The sequence below is a fragment of the Geodermatophilus sp. SYSU D00879 genome, from assembly GCF_054050375.1.
In genome coordinates this window covers 539588-556077 of record NZ_JBJGZF010000001.1, presented here as the reverse complement: position 1 = coordinate 556077, position 16490 = coordinate 539588, and the positions used below count along the sequence as shown (strand labels likewise).

At 76.4% G+C, this 16490-nt stretch carries 19 protein-coding genes; 7 read left to right on the top strand and 12 right to left on the bottom strand.

Annotated features, from left to right (window positions below; translation table 11 throughout):
- Positions 1 to 29 precede the first annotated feature (29 nt).
- Positions 30 to 428 carry a hypothetical protein gene (locus tag ACI79B_RS02810; protein WP_456928088.1) on the top strand — a complete coding sequence of 133 codons (399 nt, stop codon included), beginning with the start codon at positions 30 to 32 and terminating at the stop codon, positions 426 to 428.
- Entirely contained in the window at positions 425 to 1000 is a 576-nt protein-coding gene (gene thpR, locus ACI79B_RS02805; protein ID WP_457000058.1) for an RNA 2',3'-cyclic phosphodiesterase, read from the top strand. The genes ACI79B_RS02810 and thpR overlap by 4 nt, the downstream gene beginning before the upstream one ends.
- On the opposite strand, the gene ACI79B_RS02800 is transcribed toward thpR, so the two are convergent.
- Entirely contained in the window at positions 969 to 1937 is a 969-nt protein-coding gene (locus tag ACI79B_RS02800; protein WP_456928089.1) for an aldo/keto reductase, read from the bottom strand. The genes thpR and ACI79B_RS02800 overlap by 32 nt on opposite strands.
- Positions 1938 to 1965: 28 nt before the next feature.
- Here ACI79B_RS02800 and ACI79B_RS02795 point away from each other — a divergent pair, with 28 nt between their 5' ends.
- A complete protein-coding gene (locus ACI79B_RS02795; RefSeq protein WP_456928090.1) occupies positions 1966 to 2781 on the top strand; it encodes a thioesterase family protein in 816 nt (271 codons plus the stop codon).
- On the opposite strand, the gene ACI79B_RS02790 is transcribed toward ACI79B_RS02795, so the two are convergent.
- The 5 genes from ACI79B_RS02790 to ACI79B_RS02770 form a co-directional block, all read right to left on the bottom strand.
- Positions 2778 to 3338 carry a TetR/AcrR family transcriptional regulator gene (locus ACI79B_RS02790; RefSeq protein ID WP_456928091.1) on the bottom strand — a complete coding sequence of 187 codons (561 nt, stop codon included), beginning with the start codon at positions 3336 to 3338 and terminating at the stop codon, positions 2778 to 2780. The genes ACI79B_RS02795 and ACI79B_RS02790 overlap by 4 nt on opposite strands.
- Before the next feature lie 53 nt (positions 3339 to 3391).
- A complete protein-coding gene (locus tag ACI79B_RS02785; RefSeq protein ID WP_456928092.1) occupies positions 3392 to 4168 on the bottom strand; it encodes an ABC transporter permease in 777 nt (258 codons plus the stop codon).
- Entirely contained in the window at positions 4165 to 4887 is a 723-nt protein-coding gene (locus ACI79B_RS02780) for an ABC transporter ATP-binding protein (protein ID WP_456928093.1), read from the bottom strand. The genes ACI79B_RS02785 and ACI79B_RS02780 overlap by 4 nt, the downstream gene beginning before the upstream one ends.
- A 95-nt stretch (positions 4888 to 4982) precedes the next feature.
- Positions 4983 to 6014 (bottom strand): hypothetical protein, encoded by a 1032-nt coding sequence (locus ACI79B_RS02775; RefSeq protein ID WP_456928094.1) that lies wholly within the window; start codon positions 6012 to 6014, stop codon positions 4983 to 4985.
- The gene (locus tag ACI79B_RS02770; RefSeq protein ID WP_456928095.1) at positions 6015 to 6968 is read right to left on the bottom strand and encodes an NAD(P)/FAD-dependent oxidoreductase; all 954 of its coding nucleotides are present in this window, start codon (positions 6966 to 6968) and stop codon (positions 6015 to 6017) included.
- Between the two features lie 50 nt (positions 6969 to 7018).
- Here ACI79B_RS02770 and ACI79B_RS02765 point away from each other — a divergent pair, with 50 nt between their 5' ends.
- Positions 7019 to 7819: a TrmH family RNA methyltransferase gene (locus ACI79B_RS02765; RefSeq protein WP_456928096.1), complete on the top strand. Its 801-nt coding sequence runs from the start codon at positions 7019 to 7021 to the stop codon at positions 7817 to 7819.
- Here ACI79B_RS02765 and ACI79B_RS02760 read toward each other — a convergent pair.
- Both ACI79B_RS02760 and sepH read right to left on the bottom strand, forming a co-directional pair.
- Positions 7816 to 8289 carry a general stress protein gene (locus ACI79B_RS02760; RefSeq protein WP_456928097.1) on the bottom strand — a complete coding sequence of 158 codons (474 nt, stop codon included), beginning with the start codon at positions 8287 to 8289 and terminating at the stop codon, positions 7816 to 7818. The genes ACI79B_RS02765 and ACI79B_RS02760 overlap by 4 nt on opposite strands.
- Before the next feature lie 92 nt (positions 8290 to 8381).
- A complete protein-coding gene (gene sepH, locus ACI79B_RS02755; RefSeq protein WP_456928098.1) occupies positions 8382 to 9275 on the bottom strand; it encodes a septation protein SepH in 894 nt (297 codons plus the stop codon).
- 153 nt (positions 9276 to 9428) lie between these two features.
- Here sepH and ACI79B_RS02750 point away from each other — a divergent pair, with 153 nt between their 5' ends.
- Positions 9429 to 10670, top strand: coding sequence for an osmoprotectant NAGGN system M42 family peptidase (locus ACI79B_RS02750; RefSeq protein ID WP_456928099.1), 1242 nt, complete (start codon positions 9429 to 9431; stop codon positions 10668 to 10670).
- A gap of 106 nt (positions 10671 to 10776) precedes the next feature.
- Here the strand turns inward: ACI79B_RS02750 and serC are convergent, their stop codons facing one another.
- Together serC and ACI79B_RS02740 are read right to left on the bottom strand one after the other, a co-directional pair.
- Positions 10777 to 11892, bottom strand: coding sequence for a phosphoserine transaminase (serC, locus tag ACI79B_RS02745; protein ID WP_456928100.1), 1116 nt, complete (start codon positions 11890 to 11892; stop codon positions 10777 to 10779).
- A 38-nt stretch (positions 11893 to 11930) separates the two neighbouring features.
- Complete coding sequence (locus ACI79B_RS02740; RefSeq protein WP_456928101.1) at positions 11931 to 13061, bottom strand: citrate synthase 2; 1131 nt, start codon at positions 13059 to 13061, stop codon at positions 11931 to 11933.
- A 162-nt stretch (positions 13062 to 13223) separates the two neighbouring features.
- Between ACI79B_RS02740 and pdxH the strand changes: the two genes are divergently transcribed.
- Together pdxH and ACI79B_RS02730 are read left to right on the top strand one after the other, a co-directional pair.
- Positions 13224 to 13871 (top strand): pyridoxamine 5'-phosphate oxidase, encoded by a 648-nt coding sequence (gene pdxH, locus ACI79B_RS02735; protein WP_456928102.1) that lies wholly within the window; start codon positions 13224 to 13226, stop codon positions 13869 to 13871.
- 107 nt (positions 13872 to 13978) lie between these two features.
- Positions 13979 to 15229 (top strand): MFS transporter, encoded by a 1251-nt coding sequence (locus tag ACI79B_RS02730; RefSeq protein WP_456928103.1) that lies wholly within the window; start codon positions 13979 to 13981, stop codon positions 15227 to 15229.
- On the opposite strand, the gene ACI79B_RS02725 is transcribed toward ACI79B_RS02730, so the two are convergent.
- Positions 15226 to 15903: a UdgX family uracil-DNA binding protein gene (locus ACI79B_RS02725; RefSeq protein ID WP_456928104.1), complete on the bottom strand. Its 678-nt coding sequence runs from the start codon at positions 15901 to 15903 to the stop codon at positions 15226 to 15228. The two genes, ACI79B_RS02730 and ACI79B_RS02725, sit on opposite strands and share 4 nt — an antisense overlap.
- An 81-nt stretch (positions 15904 to 15984) precedes the next feature.
- Positions 15985 to 16428 carry an SRPBCC family protein gene (locus tag ACI79B_RS02720; protein WP_456928105.1) on the bottom strand — a complete coding sequence of 148 codons (444 nt, stop codon included), beginning with the start codon at positions 16426 to 16428 and terminating at the stop codon, positions 15985 to 15987.
- Between the last annotated feature and the right edge of the window lie 62 nt (positions 16429 to 16490).

Below are 16490 nucleotides of genomic sequence, written 5' to 3'. Positions count from 1 at the left end.
TCACGACCCGCGTCGTCCGTGGAGGCGACATGCCCGCTGCGCTGCTGCAACTCGGATCGATCGTCGCGGGCGTGGTCGGGTCGGTCGCGCTGCTCGGCTGGATCGCCAGGGTGGTCTTCGGGTCGGCGCAGGTGCCGGCGCCGCTCCGCCGCCGGAGCCCGGCGCCGGTGGAGCCGCCGCACCGGCCGCTCGAGGTCGTCGCCACCGACCTGCGCCGGGTGTCCCGCCAGGTCGCCCGGGTCCCGGCCGGGGTGCCCATGGCCCGGCGGCGCGGGATCCTCGCCGCCTACGACGACCTCCTCGCCGAGGCCGCGGAGCTGCTCGAGGTCCCGACCACGCTGCTCGGCACGCCGCCGGGCACCGCGCGCGACGCCGAGCGGCTGCGGGTGGAGACCGCGCTGGCCCGGGCCGGTCTGGTGGTGCGCTGAGCGCGCCGGCGCCGCTGCGGCTGTTCGTCGCGGTGGCACCGCCGGCGCCGGCCCGCGACTCCCTCGCGGCGGCCGTCGCGCCGCTGCGCGAGGCCCCCGGCGCGCCCCGCTGGGGGGACCCCGCGCGCTGGCACCTCACGCTGCTGTTCCTCGGCGCCGTACCGCCGGCGCTGCTGGAGCCGCTCACCGCCGCGGTGGGGGCGGCGGTCGCCGGCACGCCGCCGGCGGTGCTGCGGCTGGCCGGCGCGGGCCGGTTCGGGTCCGCCCGGCGGCCGCAGGTGTTCTGGGCGGGGCTGGACGGCGATCTCGCCGTCGTCACCGCCCTGGCCGGGCGGCTGGCCCGCGCCGCCCGCGGGCTGGGCCTGCCGGTCGAGGACCGGCCGTTCCGCCCGCACCTCACCCTCGGCCGCTGGCACCCCCGCCGCCCCGCCGACGGCGACCTGCCCGCCCGGCTGGCCGGCTACCGCGGGCCGGAGTGGGCCCTGACGGAGGTGACCCTGGTGCGCAGCACCGGCGGCCGGCACGAGACGCTGCGCACCTTCACCACGCGTACTCCATCGGAGCGGGCCTGAAGCCGGGGAAGACCTCGTCGAGGCGGTCGAGCTGGGCCTGCTCCAGCCGCACGTCGAGCGCGGCCAGCGACCCGGTGAACTGCTCCATCGTGCGCGGGCCGACGATCGGCGCGGTGACGCCGTCCCGGTGCAGCAGCCAGGCCAGCGCGACGTCGGCCGGGGCGAGTCCCCACTCGCGGCAGGCGTCCTCGTAGGCCTGCAGCGCCGGGCGGTGCCGCTCGATGCGCCGCTGCTGGCGGTCCTCCGTGCGGCGGGTGCCCTCCGGCTGCCCGAGCGCGCCGGCGAGCAGGCCGCCGGCGAGCGGGCTCCACGGGATGACGCCGATGCCGTAGTGCCGCGCCGCCGGGAGCACCTCGAGCTCCACGTGCCGGGTGAGCAGGTTGTAGTGCGACTGCTCGCTGACCAGCCCGAGGAAGTGCCGCCGGGCCGCGGCCTCGTTGGCCGCGGCGAGCTGCCAGGCCGCGTGGTTGGACGACCCGACGTAGAGCACCTTGCCCTGGGCGACGAGCGTCTCGCAGGCCTGCCAGATCTCGTCCCACGGCGTCTCGAGGTCGACGTGGTGGAACTGGTAGAGGTCGATCCAGTCCGTCCGCATCCGGCGCAGCGACTCGTCGGCCGACCGCACCAGGTTGCGCGCGGAGAGGAACGTGTCGTTGGGCCACTCGCTCATCGAGCCGTAGACCTTGGTGGCCAGGACGGTGCGCTCGCGGCGGCCGCCGCCCTGCGCGAACCAGGTGCCCAGCACCTCCTCGGTGCGGCCCTTGCCGGCGTCGAAGCCGTAGACGTTGGCCGTGTCGAGGAAGTTGACGCCCTCGTCGTGCGCGCGGTCCATGATCGCGTGGGCGTCGGCCTCCCCGGTCTTCCAGCCGAAGTTCATCGTGCCCAGGCACAGCCGCGAGACCGACAGACCGCTGCGCCCGAGGTGCGTGTACTCCACGGGGAACCACCCTGGCACCCTGTCCGCCGTGCCGCAGACCGACACCGCACAGTCCGCCTTCGACCGGGCCACCGCCGTCACCCGCACCGAGGGCGGGGGCGTCCGGGCCGAGCTGGACCCGGGCTGGGACGTCGGCAGCGGGGTCCTCAACGGCGGCTACCTGCTCGCCGTCGTGGCGCGGGCGGCGCTGCTGGACAGCACGCACCCGCACCCGGTGGCGCTGTCGGCGAGCTACCTGCGCGCCACCCCGGGCGGGCCGGCCGACCTCGCGGTCACCGCCGGGCCGGCCGGGCGGACGCTCGCGCACTCCTCGGTGCTGCTCGCCGGCGCCGCCGGGCCCTCCCTCGCCGTCCAGGTGACGACGGCGACCCTGGGCACCGACGCCGTCGCCGACTACACGGTCAACCCCGCGCCGGAGCTCCCGGCACCCGACGAGTGCGTGGCGACCCGTACCACCGAGGGCGGCCCGGCCGTGGGCCTGGCCCGGCAGCTGGACACCCGGCTGGACCCGGCGACGGCGGGCTGGGTGGCCGGCCGGCCCTCGGACCGCCGGCTGCTGCGCGCCTGGATCCGGCTGGCCGACGGCCGCGAGCCCGACCCGCTGGCGCTGCTGCTGTTCGCCGACGCCCTGCCGCCCACCGCGTTCGCCGTCGGGAAGCCCGGCTGGGCCCCCACCGTGCAGCTGCAGGTGCTGGTGCGGGCGCTCCCGGCGCCGGGCTGGTGCGTCGTCGAGTCCCGGTCCACCGAGGTCAGCGGCGGCTGGTCGGACGAGGAGTGCCGGATCTGGGACTCCACCGGGCGGCTGGTCGCCCAGGCCCGGCAGCTGGCCCGCGTCGCGCGCTAGTCCCGCCGGCCCGGGAGGGCGACGTCCCCGGTGAGGTAGCGCTGCACGGTCGGGCCGACCGCCGCGGCCAGCTCCTCCGGGGCGGCCGAGGCCAGCGGCTCCAGCCGGAGCACGTAGCGGGTCATCACCAGGCCGATCACCTGGGAGGCGACCAGGGCACCGCGGGTGTCGCGCTCGGCCACCGGCATGTCCATCGAGCCGATGACCCGGCGGATGACCTTCGTCAGCACGAACTCGCGCAGCAGCCGCGCCGACCACTCGTGGTTCACCGCCGAGCGGACCAGCGCGAGGATCCCCGGCCGGGCGGGCCCGTCCCACACCCGCAGCACCGTGCGGACCACCGCCTCGCCGCGGGCGTCCACCGGCACGGCCAGCACCTCGGGCAGGAAGTCCTCGGGGTCGGCCGGGGCCTCGACGGCGGCGAGGAACAGCGCGTCCTTGGTGCCGAAGTAGTGGTGCACCAGCGCGGGGTCGACGCCCGCGGCCGCGGCGATGGCCCGGATCGAGGCGCCGTCGTACCCGCGCTCGGCGAAGGCGGTGCGGGCCGCAGCCAGCACCGCCTCCCGGGTGTCGGGGTTGCCGGGGCGCCGTCCCGGGCGCCGTGCTGCCGTCAGCTGGTCCTCCTCCGCAGGGTCGCCGCCGCCAGGGCGAGGGCGAGCACCGCCGCGCCGGCCACGATGCCGACGTCCCGCCACATCGTCCCCGTCCCGGCCGCCGACCGCCCGACCTCCTGCAGCGCCTCCACCGCGTAGGTCAGCGGCAGCACGTCGCTGATCGCCTGCAGCCAGCCGGCCATCTGCTCGCGGGCCACCAGCAGGCCGCAGAGGAAGAACTGCGGCAGCACGATCACCGGCATGAACTGCACGGCCTGGAACTCGCTGCGGGCGAAGGCGCTGGCCAGCAGCCCGAGGGCCACCCCCAGGACGGCGTTGGCGACGGCGATGAGCACCACCAGCCAGGGCGACCCGGCGATGTCGAGGTCGTAGAGGGTGGTGGCCACCGTGACCGTGACCAGTGCCTGCACCGCGGCGGCCAGGCCGAAGGCGGCGCCGTAGCCGAGCAGCAGGTCCAGCCGGGACAGCGGGGTGGTGAGCAGCCGCTCGAGCGTGCCGGAGGTCCGCTCCCGCAGCATCGCGATGCTGGTGACCAGGAACATCACCACGAACGGGAAGACGCCCAGCATGGTCAGCCCGACCCGGTCGAAGACGCTCGGCTGTCCGGGCAGCGTGGGCACGTCCCGCCAGAGCAGGTACAGCAGCCCGAGCAGCAGGCTGGGCAGCAGCACCATCATCGCGAGGGTGCGGTGGTCGTGCCGCAGCTGCCGCAGCACCCGGGCGGTGACCGCGCCGGTGAGCCGGGGGCTCAGGACGGCGGTCGGGGCGCTCATGCCGCCACCTCCTGCTGCGCCCGCACGAGGCGGAGGAAGGACTCCTCGAGGTCGTCGGTGCCGGAGTCGGCGCGCAGCCGCGCGGGCGTGGAGTCGGCCAGCAGTCGGCCCTCCCGCAGCAGCAGCAGGCGGTCGCAGCGCCCGGCCTCGTCCATGACGTGGCTGGAGACGACGAGGGTGGTGCCGGTCGCGGCGAGGGCGTGGAACCGGTCCCACAGCTCCACGCGCAGCACCGGGTCCAGGCCGACGGTCGGCTCGTCGAGGACCAGCAGCTCCGGCTCGCCCACCAGCGCGCAGGCCAGGGACGCCCGGCCGCGCTGGCCGCCGGAGAGGTCGCCGACCAGCTGCCCGGCGGCGTCGGCCAGCCCGACGGCGGCCAGCGCGTCGTCGGCCGCCCGGGCGCCCCGGCCGTACAGGGCGGCGAAGTGGCGGGCGTTCTCCCGCACGGTCAGGTCGGCGTAGACGCTCGGCGCCTGGGTGACGTACCCGACCCGCCGGCGCAGGCCGGGGGAGCCGGCGGGCTCGCCGAGCACGGTCACCGTGCCCGAGCGGACCTTCTGGACGCCGACCAGGGCGCGCATGAGCGTCGTCTTCCCGCTCCCGCTGGGTCCCAGCAGCCCGGTGACCCGTCCGGCGGGGACCGTGCACGACAGGTCGTGCAGCACGCGGCGGCGCCCGCGGTCGACGACGAGGTCGGTGACTGTGACGGCGTCGGTCATGTCGGCCTCCCGAGTGGCGAGAACTCAACGCCTGATGAACTCAACGCTAGATGAGTTCGCCGGGCGGCGTCAACGGCCCGGTGCACGGGGGAGGGTCAGCGGCGGCGGGCGGCGGCGTCGACCAGCGCGATGAGCAGCAGCGGCACGGCGCACCACAGCCCGAGCACCCACACGGCGCGGCCCACACCGTCGCCGTCGAGGTAGGCCAGGCCGCGCAGGGCCCGTACCGCCACGCCGGGCGGCAGGACGGACGCGAGCGGCTCGAGCCCGCCGGGCAGGTACTCGGCGGGGAAGCTGCCGGTGCTGGTCGCGGCGCCGACGGTGAGCAGTACCGCGGTGGCGACGAAGGTGCCCGCGCCGCCGAGCAGGCGCAGGGCCAGCGCGGCCGCGCAGCCGCACGCCAGGGCCAGCAGGCCGACGAGCCCGGCCACCGGCCAGAACGCTGCGGGCAGGGCGTCGGAGACGGGGCCGGCCAGCAGGGCGCCGGCCAGACCCGCCGCGGCGGCGAAGAGGACGGCGCTGAGCAGCCGCAGCCCCAGCCGCTGCCGCGGGGCGACCTGGTAGCTGGTGATGCCGAACAGGAAGCCCCCGAGCACCACGCCGAACGCGAGGTGGTCGACGGCGCGGCCCCGCTGGTCGCCGGCGGCCAGCGGCGCGAGGTCGGTGACCGTGGGCGGGGCGCCGGTCCGCGCGGACACCGCCGGGACGAGGACCTCGGTCAGGTCCTCCGTCACCGGCCGGCCGTGGGCCCCGGCCACCAGCAGGGCCGGGCCCGGCGGTCCCAGCACCAGGGCCGCGTAGACGTCGCCGGAGGCCACCGCCCGCTCGGCGGCCCCGGGATCGGGCAGGCCGACGAGCCGGACGGCGCCCGGCCGCGCCTCGTCCACCGCCCGCCGGACGGCGTCCACCTCGGCGGCCGGGCCGGCGACGCCGACGGGCAGGCCGTGCGGCGCCGCGGTGGGAAAGGCGGCCAGGTGGACCACGACCAGCAGGGTGCCGATGGCGACGGCCACCGCGGCCGGCAGGACGATGCCGCGCAGGCCGGCGCGCGCCGGGGACCCGTCCGAGCGCTCCTCCTCGGCCGCCTGGTCGGCCGGGCCCGGGGGAGGGGCGAGGCCCGCGGGCACTCAGCGCCCGCCCAGCGCGGTGCCGAGCAGGTGCCCGCTGGTCCAGGCGCTCTCCACCTTCGACGGCGCCCGCCACCCGTCGCCGCAGACGCCGACGTCCTCGGCCAGCCCGAACGGCTCCTCGCGCGGGGCCGCCGGCTTTGCGAACGTCCAGCGGTGCACGTGCGTCCAGGCCGGCGGAACGTCGATGCCCAGGGCGCGGCACACGGCGGCGGTGACCTCGGGCGCCGCGCGGCCGGGGTCGTCGAGGTGCGCGGCGGCGGTGCCCGGCGTCGTGTGCGCCACCAGCACCGGGGCGCCGTCGCCGCGCCGGTCGCCGTCGTCGGCGATCCACTCGACCACCGGGTCGTCGTGCACGAAGGCGCCGTGCAGGTCGGCCGGCCAGTGGCGCTCGTCCCAGCCCAGCGCCACGGCCAGGCTCGGCTGCCAGGGCCGCGCGTCCTCCTCGCCGAGCAGCCGGGCGGCCAGGTCCGGCGGCAGCAGGCGGCGGGCCTGCGGGTCGGGCAGCGCCAGGACGGCGGCGGGCGCCTCGGCGCCGTCGACCCGGACACCGGGCTCGACCCGCTCCACCGCGGACTCCCGGACGACGTCGAGGCCGGCGGCGAGGTCGGCGACCAGCGAGCGCAGCCCGCCGGGCGCGGCGTAGCGCACCGGGCCGCTGCTGCTGTCGCGGATCCCGTCCGGCCCGGCGACGGCGAAGGTGTCGGTCCACGGCCGGGCCAGCCCGCGGGCCACCCAGTCCCCGACGACGGCGGCGAACGGCGTCCCGGCCGAGGCGGTCAGGTAGGAGGCGCCGAGGTCGGTGACCCGGCCGGCCAGCGTCCGGGACGCCATGCGGCCCCCGGGACGGCGGCCGCGGTCGCGGACCCGCACCGGCACACCCGCGTCGGCGAGCGCGCGGGCGCAGGCGACGCCGGCGATCCCGGCTCCGACGACGGCGATCTCGTTGGGCACCACTGGATCCTGCGGGCAGCGCGCCCGGACCGCTCGGGGAGGATCGGGGCGTGAGCGTGCTGATCACCGACGTCGCCGACGAGCGGGTGGCCGACTTCCGCGACCTGCACGCCGGCGACCGGCCCGCCGGGCGGGTGCGGGGGACCGGCCCGGTGATCGTCGAGGGCGTCCCGGCGGTGCAGCGGCTGCTGGCCTCGCCGTACCGGGTGCGGGCGGTGCTCGGCGTCCCGGGGCGGCTGGCGGAGCTGGACCTGCCCGAGGGCGTGCCGGCCTACGAGATGGACAAGTGGGCGCTGTCGGAGCTGATCGGCTTCCGGCTGACCCGCGGCGTCCTGGCCTCGGCCGACCGCCGCCCGCCGGCCGACGTCGGCGCGCTGCTGGCCGGGCCGGACCCGGCGGCGCCGCGGCGGCTGGCGGTGCTCGAGGCGCTCAACGACGCCGAGAACCTCGGCTCGATCGCCCGCTCGGCCGTGGCGCTCGGCGTCGACGGGCTGCTGCTGGACCCGCGCTGCGCCGACCCGCTCTACCGGCGCGCGGTGCGGGTCTCGATGGGCCACGTGCTGGCGCTGCCGTTCGCCGTCCTGCCCGACTGGCCGGCCGGGCTCGAGCGGCTGCACGCGGCCGGCTACCTCACCGTCGCGCTCACCCCCGCCGCCGACGCGGTGGACCTGGACGAGGTGGACCCGCGGGCGCACCCGCGCACCGCGGTGCTGCTCGGCGCGGAGGGGCCCGGGCTCACCCCGGAGGCGCAGGCCGCCGCCCGGGTGCGCGCCCGGATCCCCATGCGCGCCGGCGTCGACTCCCTCGGCGTCGCCGCCGCGGCCGCCGTCGCGTTCGCGCTGCTGCGTTAGTTGCGGAGGGACCACCGGGCCAGGATGGCGCGGGCCTCCTCCGCGCGGGACGGGTCGCACATGACGTCGTACCGGCTCGCGGTGACCTGCGAGACGCTGGTGAAGTCGCGCTGGCCGCGGGTGGCCGCGTAGCCCACGGCGCCGAACAGGGCGCCGAACGCGAGGCCGATGAGCAGGCCGGTCAGCACCGCACTGAGCCAGCCGGTGCCGTCGGGGGCGAAGATGCCCAGCAGCAGGCCGACGAACAGACCCCACCAGGCGCCGCCCGCGGCACCCGCGCCGATCGCGCGCCCCCAGGTGAGCCGCCCGGTGACCCGCTCGACCATCCGCAGGTCCGACCCGATGATCGTCACGTTCTCGACCGGGAACCTCTCGTCGGAGAGGTGGTCCACCGCGGCCTGCGCCGCCTGGTAGGTGTCGTACGACCCCACCTGGACTCCGCCCAGGGGCATCGACACGGACATCGACATGTTGCGCTCCACTCCCGCACTGGTTCGGTTGTGGACGACGTACCCGCGGCCCCCCGGACGGACACGTCGGTCCGGTGCGGCGAGCCTACTGCTCAGCGGTTGCGGCGGACCCCGAAGACGATGTCCTCCCAGGCGGGCACCCGGGCCCGCGGGTCCTCGTCCTCGCCGTCGGACTCGCCCGTGCGCAGGACGACGGTGTCGTGCTCGGAGACGTCCTCGTCCTCGGCGGGGTCGGTGCGCCGCTCACCCGGGCCGGTGCGCGGCTCGTCGGCCGGCGGGCCGGGCCGCTCGCCGGTGGGGCGCTCGCCGGGCGGCCGCTCGGAGGCGGGGCGCTCGGGGGTGGCGGCGCTGCGGTGCACGGGCAGCGCCGGCCGTTCGGCGGGCACCCCGGGGACCACGCGGACCAGCCGGGTGCCCTCGGCGAAGTCGCGGGTGGGGGCGTCGAGGGGGCTGACCGCGCGGCCGGCGAGGTCGTAGGCCCACTGCGTGGTGCCCTCCTTGGTCCCGGCGCGCCAGGCGGCGGTGACCACCCAGGTGCCGTCCTCGGAGCGGGCGGCGTCCCAGCGGACGGCGTCGAGGTCGGCGCCGAGCAGCCGCAGCCGCTCGGCCATGAACTGCTGCAGCGGCTCGCCGGAGGTGCCCTCCGACAGCCGGACCCGGGCCTGGCGGGCCTGCTCGGCCATGCGGGCGCGCTCCTGCAGCACCGTGTGCGCGAAGCGCATGATCCGCTCCACCCGGGTGCCCGAGGCGGCGGCGACCTGCTCGGGGGTCTCGCCGGCGCGGATGCGGGCCTGGATCACCCGCGGCGACAGGCCGCCGTCGGGCTCCATCTGGCCCAGCCGGCGGGTGTCCCCGCGGGCCGCGGCGCGCACCCGGTCGTCGATCGGCAGCTCGAAGCGCTCGCCCTCGTCGCCGTCCCCGCCGTCGAGGGCGAGGACCAGGCTGCGGCCGTCGTCGGACAGGCCCACGAGACGCAGCGAGCGCACGGGACCTCCTCGGACGGACGGCGGGACGACGGGGACCCCTCGTCACAGGGGACCACGCGCGAGGCTATCCGCGGCAGCCGGGTCCGTGCCGGACGTGCCCCGGCGTGGCGGGCCGCGGGGGCGCCCGCCCGGTCCGTCTTAGACTCGACCCCCATGCTGACCGGTCCCCGGGACGACGCCGGCCTCGTCCGAGACGACGGCGAGCTCAACCCCCGTTTCCTGCCGAGTCCGGTCGACGCGGGGCAGAAGCGCCTGCCCATCGACATGGACTACGTCCAGCGCGTGCTGCTGGAGATGCTCGACATCCCGAGCCCCTCCGGCCGCACCGACCACGTTATGCAGCTGATCGGCGGTGAGCTGCGCGCCCTGGGCATGGACTTCGAGGTCACCCGCCGCGGCGCGCTGCTGGCCGAGCTGCCCAGCGCCTCGCCCGGCGCCGACCGCACCGTGGTGGTGCACGCCGACACGATCGGCTGCATGGTGAGCGGGCTCAAGGACAACGGCCGGCTGGCCATCGTCCCGGTGGGCACGCACAGCGCCCGCTTCGCCGAGGGCGCCCGGGTGATCATCTTCTCCGACGACGTGTCCGGCGACTACCGGCACACGGGGACGATCCTGCCCAACAAGGCCAGCGGGCACCGCTTCGGCGACGAGGTCGACGAGCAGGGCGTGGGCTGGGACCACGTCGAGGTCCGCGTCGACGAGGTGGTGCACACCCGCGCCGACCTCGAGCGCCTGGGCATCCAGGTCGGCGACTTCGTGGCCATCGACCCGCAGCCGGTGATCACCGCCAGCGGCTTCGTCAACAGCCGCCACCTCGACGACAAGGCCGGCATCGCCGCCGCGCTGGGCGCGTTCAAGGCGATCATCGACTCCGGCATCCAGGTGCCGGTGACCGCGCACCTGCTGGTCACCATCGCCGAGGAGGTGGGCCTGGGGGCCAGCCACGGCCTGGACGCCGACGTCGCCGAGCTCGTCTCCATCGACACCTCGGTGGTCGCGCCCGGGCAGGCGTCGTCCGAGCAGTGCGTGAACATCGCGATGCAGGACTCGACCGGGCCGTTCGACTACCACCTGACCCGGCACCTGATCGACCTGTGCCGGGTGCACGAGGTGCCGCACCGCCGCGACGTCTACAAGTACTACCGCTCCGACGCCGCCTCGGCGCTGGAGGCCGGCGCCAACACCCGTGCCGCGCTCATCGGGTTCGGCATCGACGGCAGCCACGGCAACGAGCGCACCCACCTCGAGGGCATCCGCAGCACCGCCGAGCTGGTCGCGCTCTACCTGCAGACGGACCTGACCTTCCGCAGCTGGGACCGCCGCCCGTCCGGCGACCTGCGGGACTTCCCGAGCACCGCCGTCCAGCCGGCCGACGGCGAGTCGGCCCGCTGAGGCGTCCGGGCCGGGGCCGCGCGGCCCTGGTGAGGTGCTGGAACGGCCCTCCTGCAGGGGCCCGCTCCGAGCGTCAGCGAGGGGTGGGGGGCAGGAGGGTCCTTCCTCAGAGGCGCTCGACGACGAAGTCGATGCAGGCGGTCAGCGCGCTGACGTCGTCGGGGTCGACGGCGGGGAACATGCCGACCCGCAGCTGGTTGCGGCCGAGCTTGCGGTAGGGCTCCACGTCGACGACGCCGTTGGCCCGCAGCACCCTCGCCACCTGGGCGGCGTCGACGGACGGGTCGAAGTCCACCGTGCCGACGACGAGGCTGCGCTGCTCGGGGTCGGCGACGAACGGCGTCGTGTAGGGGGTCTTCTCCGCCCACCCGTAGAGCCGGCTGGAGGACTCCCGGCTGCGGGCGACGGCGCCGGAGAGCCCGCCGAGGCCGAGCATCCAGCGGACCTGGTCGGCGAGCAGGAACAGCGTCGCGACGGCGGGGGTGTTGTACGTCTGGTCCTTGGTGGAGTTGTCGATGGCGATCGACAGGTCCAGGAACCCGGGGATCCACCGCCCCGACGCCTTGATCTCGGCCACCCGCTCCAGCGCCGCCGGGCTCATCAGCGCGATCCAGAGCCCGCCGTCGGAGGCGAAGGACTTCTGCGGCGCGAAGTAGTAGGCGTCGGCCTCGGCGACGTCGACCGGGAGGCCGCCGGCGCCGCTGGTGGCGTCGATCAGCACGAGCGCGTCGTCGTCGGCGCCGTGCGGGCGCACCACCGGCGCCATGACCCCGGTCGAGGTCTCGTTGTGCGCCCACGCGTAGGCGTCGACGCCCTCCTGCGCCGTCGGCAGCGCCAGCGTGCCCGGCTCGCCCCGCGTGACGACCGGCTCCTCGAGGAACGGCGCCTCGGCGACCGCGGAGGCGAACTTCGCGGAGAACTCGCCGTAGGTGCCGTGGGCGCTGCGCCGCCGCACCAGCCCGAGCGCGGCGGCGTCCCAGAACGCCGTGGAGCCGCCGTTGCCCAGCACGACCTCGTAGCCCTCGGGCAGGTCGAACAGCTGGGCCAGCCCCTCGCGGACCTGCCGGACCAGGCCCTTGACCGGGGCCTGGCGGTGCGAGGTGCCCATCAGCGCCGCGCCGTCAGTGGCCAGGGCCCGCAGCGCCTCGGGACGGACCTTCGACGGGCCGCAGCCGAACCGCCCGTCGGCGGGCAGCAGGTCGGCGGGGATGGTGGTGCTCATGCCGGTGGGTGCTCCTCGACGGGCGGTGCGGCCGCAGGTCAGGCGGGGGCGGCCTCGTTGACGGCCTTGACCGTGATGGTGTCGAAGCCCTCGACCTCCTCGGGCTTGCGCGCGGCGGGCCCGACGTAGCGGGCCGACGGGCGCACGAGGCGGCCGGTCTGCTTCTGCTCCAGGATGTGCGCGCACCAGCCGGCGGTGCGGGCGCAGGTGAACATCGACGTGAACATGTGGCTCGGGACCTCGGCGAAGTCGAGGACGATCGCCGCCCAGAACTCGACGTTGGTCTCGATCGGCCGGTCCGGGCGCCGCTCGCGCAGCTCCTTGAGCGCGGCGTTCTCCAGGGCCAGCGCGGCCTCGAAGCGCGGGGCGCCGAGCTCCTTCGCGGCCTTGCGCAGCGTGCGGGCGCGGGGGTCCTCGGCCCGGTAGACCCGGTGCCCGAAGCCCATCAGGCGCTCCTTGCGGTCCAGCAGGTCCTTGACGTACTTCTCCGCGTTCCCGGACTGCTCCACGCCGTCGAGCATGTGCAGCACGCGGGAGGGGGCGCCGCCGTGCAGCGGGCCCGACATCGCGCCGATCGCGCCGGACATCGCGGCGGCGACGTCGGCGCCGGTGGAGGCGATGACGCGGGCGGTGAAGGTGGAGGCGTTCATGCCGTGCTCGGCGGCCGACGTCCAGTAGGCGTCGACGGCGGCGACGTGGCGGGGGTCGGGCTCGCCCCGCCAGCGGACCATGAACCGCTCGACGATGGTCGCGGCCTCGTCGATGCGGCTCTGCGGCACGGCCGGCACGCCGATGCCGCGCGCGGACTGCGCGACGTAGGACAGCGCCATGACCGCGGCGCGGGCCAGCTGGTCGCGGGCCTCCTCGTCGCTGATGTCCAGCAGCGGGCGGTAGCCCCAGAACGGGGCCAGCATCGCCAGCGCGGCCTGGACGTCGACGCGGACGTCGCCGCTGTGCACCGGGATCGGGAACGGCTCGGCCGGGGGCAGGCCGGGGCCGAACTTGCCGTCGACCAGCAGCGCCCAGACGTTGCCGAAGGTGATCTTGCCGACCAGGTCCTCGATGTCGACCCCGCGGTAGCGGAGCGACCCACCGTCCTTGTCGGGCTCCGCGATCGTGGTCTCGAAGGCGATGACGCCCTCCAGGCCGGGTACGAAGTCGTCGGCCATCTCGCATGCTCCTCTGCGCGCGCGGACCTCGTGCCCGCACGTTCAGCGGCGCACGACTGCACCGCGACACTAGGCCCCGCGGCCGTCTCCGTTCCATCCGGGGCTGCCGTCCAGCGGGAGCCGCCCGGCGCCCGGTCCCCGGCGCGGTGTCAGCATGGCGGGGTGGCCGACCTCTCCCGCATGCGCAGGGACTACGACCGCCCGGGCCTGCGCGAGGAGGACCTCGCGCCCACCTGGGTCGAGCAGTTCGACGCCTGGTTCCGCGACGTCGTCGCCGCCGACGTCCCCGACCCGAACGCGGTGGTCGTGGCCACGGCCGACGCCGACGGCGCCCCCGACGCGCGGATCGTGCTGCTCAAGGGCTACGACGAGGCCGGCTTCGTCTTCGGCACCAGCTACGCCTCGACCAAGGGCGCGCAGCTGGCCGCCAACCCGCGCGCCGCGCTGGTCTTCCCCTGGCACGCGCTGCAGCGGCAGGTCCGGGTGACCGGCACCGTCGAGCGGATCGGCGAGGCCGCCTCCGACGACCTGTGGGACCCCCGCCCGCGCGAGGCGCAGCTGGCCGCCGTCGCCTCGGTCCAGTCCACCGTCGTCGACTCCCGGGAGGAGCTCGAGGCGCGGGTGCGGCTGCTCGACGAGGAGACGACGACGGAGAAGGTGCCGCGGCCGCCGGTCTGGGGCGGCTACCGCGTGGTGCCGCGGACCGTCGAGTTCTGGCAGGGCGGCCCGGGCCGGCTGCACGACCGGCTGCGCTTCGTCCGCGACGACGAGGAGGGGGGCGGCTGGGTGCTCCAGCGGCTCGCCCCGTGACGGAGGACCCCGCTGCCCCCCACACCTCGCACGCTCGACGCGGGCCCCTGCAGCAGGGCCGACCCGTCGACCCGGCCGAGCCGGGGGAGGTGGCGGAGCCCGCGCCCGTGCCCCGCCGCCGCGGCTGGGCCCTGGACACCAGCCCGCTGCGCAACCCCGGCTACCGGCGGCTGTTCTGGGGGCTGACCTCGACGATGGTCGGCCAGCAGATGACGCTGGTCGCCGTCCCGGTGCAGGTCTACGCGATCACCCGCGACTCGCTGCTGGTCGGCGTCACGTCGATGGTGTCGCTGGTGCCGCTGGTGGTCTTCGGCCTGCTCGGCGGCGCCATCGCCGACGCCATGGACCGGCGGAAGCTGATGCTCGTCACCGGGGTCGGCTCGGCGGTGACCAGCGCGCTGCTGGCCCTGCAGGCGCTGCTGCCCGGCGGCGGGAACATCTGGCTGCTGTGGGTCCTCGTGGCCGCGGTCTCCGGCTTCACCGCGGTCAACCAGCCCGCCCGCAGCGCGGTGATCCCCGCGCTGGTCGGACCGGAGGGCGTGGCGGCGGCGAACGCGCTGGCGATGACCGTGCGGCAGGTCGGCGTCATCGTCGGCCCGCTGGTCGCCGGGCTGCTCATCGCACTGGGCGACCTGTTCGTCGCCTACGCCGTCGACGCCGTCACGCTGCTCGTCGCCGTCGTCCTGGTGCGCGGCCTGCCGCCGCTGCCTCCGGGCGGGAACACAGGGCCGCTGCGGCTGGGCGCCGCCGTCCGCGGGGTGGGGGAGGGCTTCGCCTTCCTGCGCACCCAGCCGGTGCTGCTCATGACGTTCGTCGTCGACGTGATCGCGATGCTGTTCGCCTGGCCGCAGGCGGTGTTCCCCGAGCTCGCCGCCGACCGCTACGCCGGGTCGGCCAACGCCTACGGGTGGCTGTTCGCCGGCATCTCGATCGGCGCCCTGCTCATGGGCCTGACCTCGGGCTGGGTGTCGCGGGTCGACCGGCAGGGCGCGGTGGTGCTGGCCGCGATCGTCGTGTGGGGCGTCGCGATCATCGGGTTCGGGCTCGCGCAGCCGCTGTGGCTGGCGGTGTTCTTCCTCGCCGTCGCCGGGGCCGGGGACATGGTCAGCGCGGTGCTGCGCTCGTCGATGCTGCAGACCGCCGCGCCCGACGAGATGCGCGGGCGGATGCAGGGGGTGTTCATCGTCGTCGTGGCCGGCGGGCCGCGGCTGGGTGACCTGCGGGCCGGCGCGGTGGCCAGCGCGGCGGGGGTCGGCGTCGCCATGGTCTCCGGTGGTGTCATCGTCGTCGTCGCGATGGTGGTGGTCGCGCTGCTGGTGCCCTCGTTCCGCCTGTTCCGCGCGTCCCGGGTCGTCTAGGCGAGGGCGCCGGCGACGACGCGGAGGTCCGCGACCAGCGCGTCGAAGGCCGCGGCACGCGCCTCGTTCGGCGTCCGCAGGATCGCCGAGGGGTGCGCGGTCGCGAGCATCCAGGTCTGGGCGGGGGCGTCCTCCTCCGGCTCGTCGTCGCCGGCCTCGGCGCGCGTGACGCCCGGCGGCGTCCACGGCATGAGCTTCCCGCGCTCCTTGGTGATCCGGAACGACGGCGAGATGAGCGCCTTGGCCGCCGTCGCGCCCAGGCAGACGACGACCTCGGGCTTGAGCACCTCGAACTCCGCCTCCAGCCACGGCCGGCAGGCACGCAGGTGCTCGGCACCCGGCGACTGGTGGATCCGCCGCTTGGGCGTCGGCGTGAAGCGGAAGTGCTTGACCGCGTTGGTGACGTAGGCGTCCCTGCGCTCGATCCCGGCGTCGGCCAGCGCCCGGTCCAGCAGCCGGCCGGCCGGGCCGACGAACGGCTCGCCCCTGCGGTCCTCCTGGTCGCCGGGCTGCTCGCCGACGAACACGATCCGCGCGGTCTCCGGGCCCTCCCCGAAGACGGTCTGGGTCGCCGGCTCCCACAGCTCGCAGGCACGGCAGCCGGCCGCCGCCTGGCGGAGGCCCTCCAGCCCGACGCCCGTCGGCGGGCTGGCGGGGACGTTCTCCTGGCTCATGGGCCTGATGACACCGCAGCGAACGCCGGAGCGCGAGGGGAGCCGCGGCCGGGGACGAGCCGTCGGGTCGCCCGGACCCGCTCAGCCCCCGAGGGCCTCCGCCAGCCGGTCGAGGCTGTCCGACCAGCCGGCCCGGTGCAGGTCCTCCCGCTCCTGCGTGGCGAACCCCTCGTGCGTCAGGGACAGCACGGTCCCGGTGCCGCGGTCCCCGAGCACGAGCGTCACCACGGTCTCCCGGTCGTCGGGGGCGGGCTCCTCGTACCGGAAGGTGTAGGAGAGCCCGCGTCCGGGGTCGACGGACAGGAAGCTGCCGGACAGGTGGAACGGGGGAGCTCCCGGCGGCTGCATCGTGAACCGGTAGCGACCGCCCGCCCTCAGGTCGACCTCGGCGCGGACCAGCGTGAACCCCCGGGGGCCCCACCACCGCGCGAGCTCGTCCGGCTCGGTCAGCGCGCGGAACACCCGCCCGGGCGGCGCCCCGAGCACGCGGGTGAGGGTCAGGCGCAGTCCGTCGTCCCGGTCCACGGGTCGACCCTGGCAGCCCCGGGCCCGTCAGGGGGTCCGAGTGCGCGGCGGTCTCCCCGGTC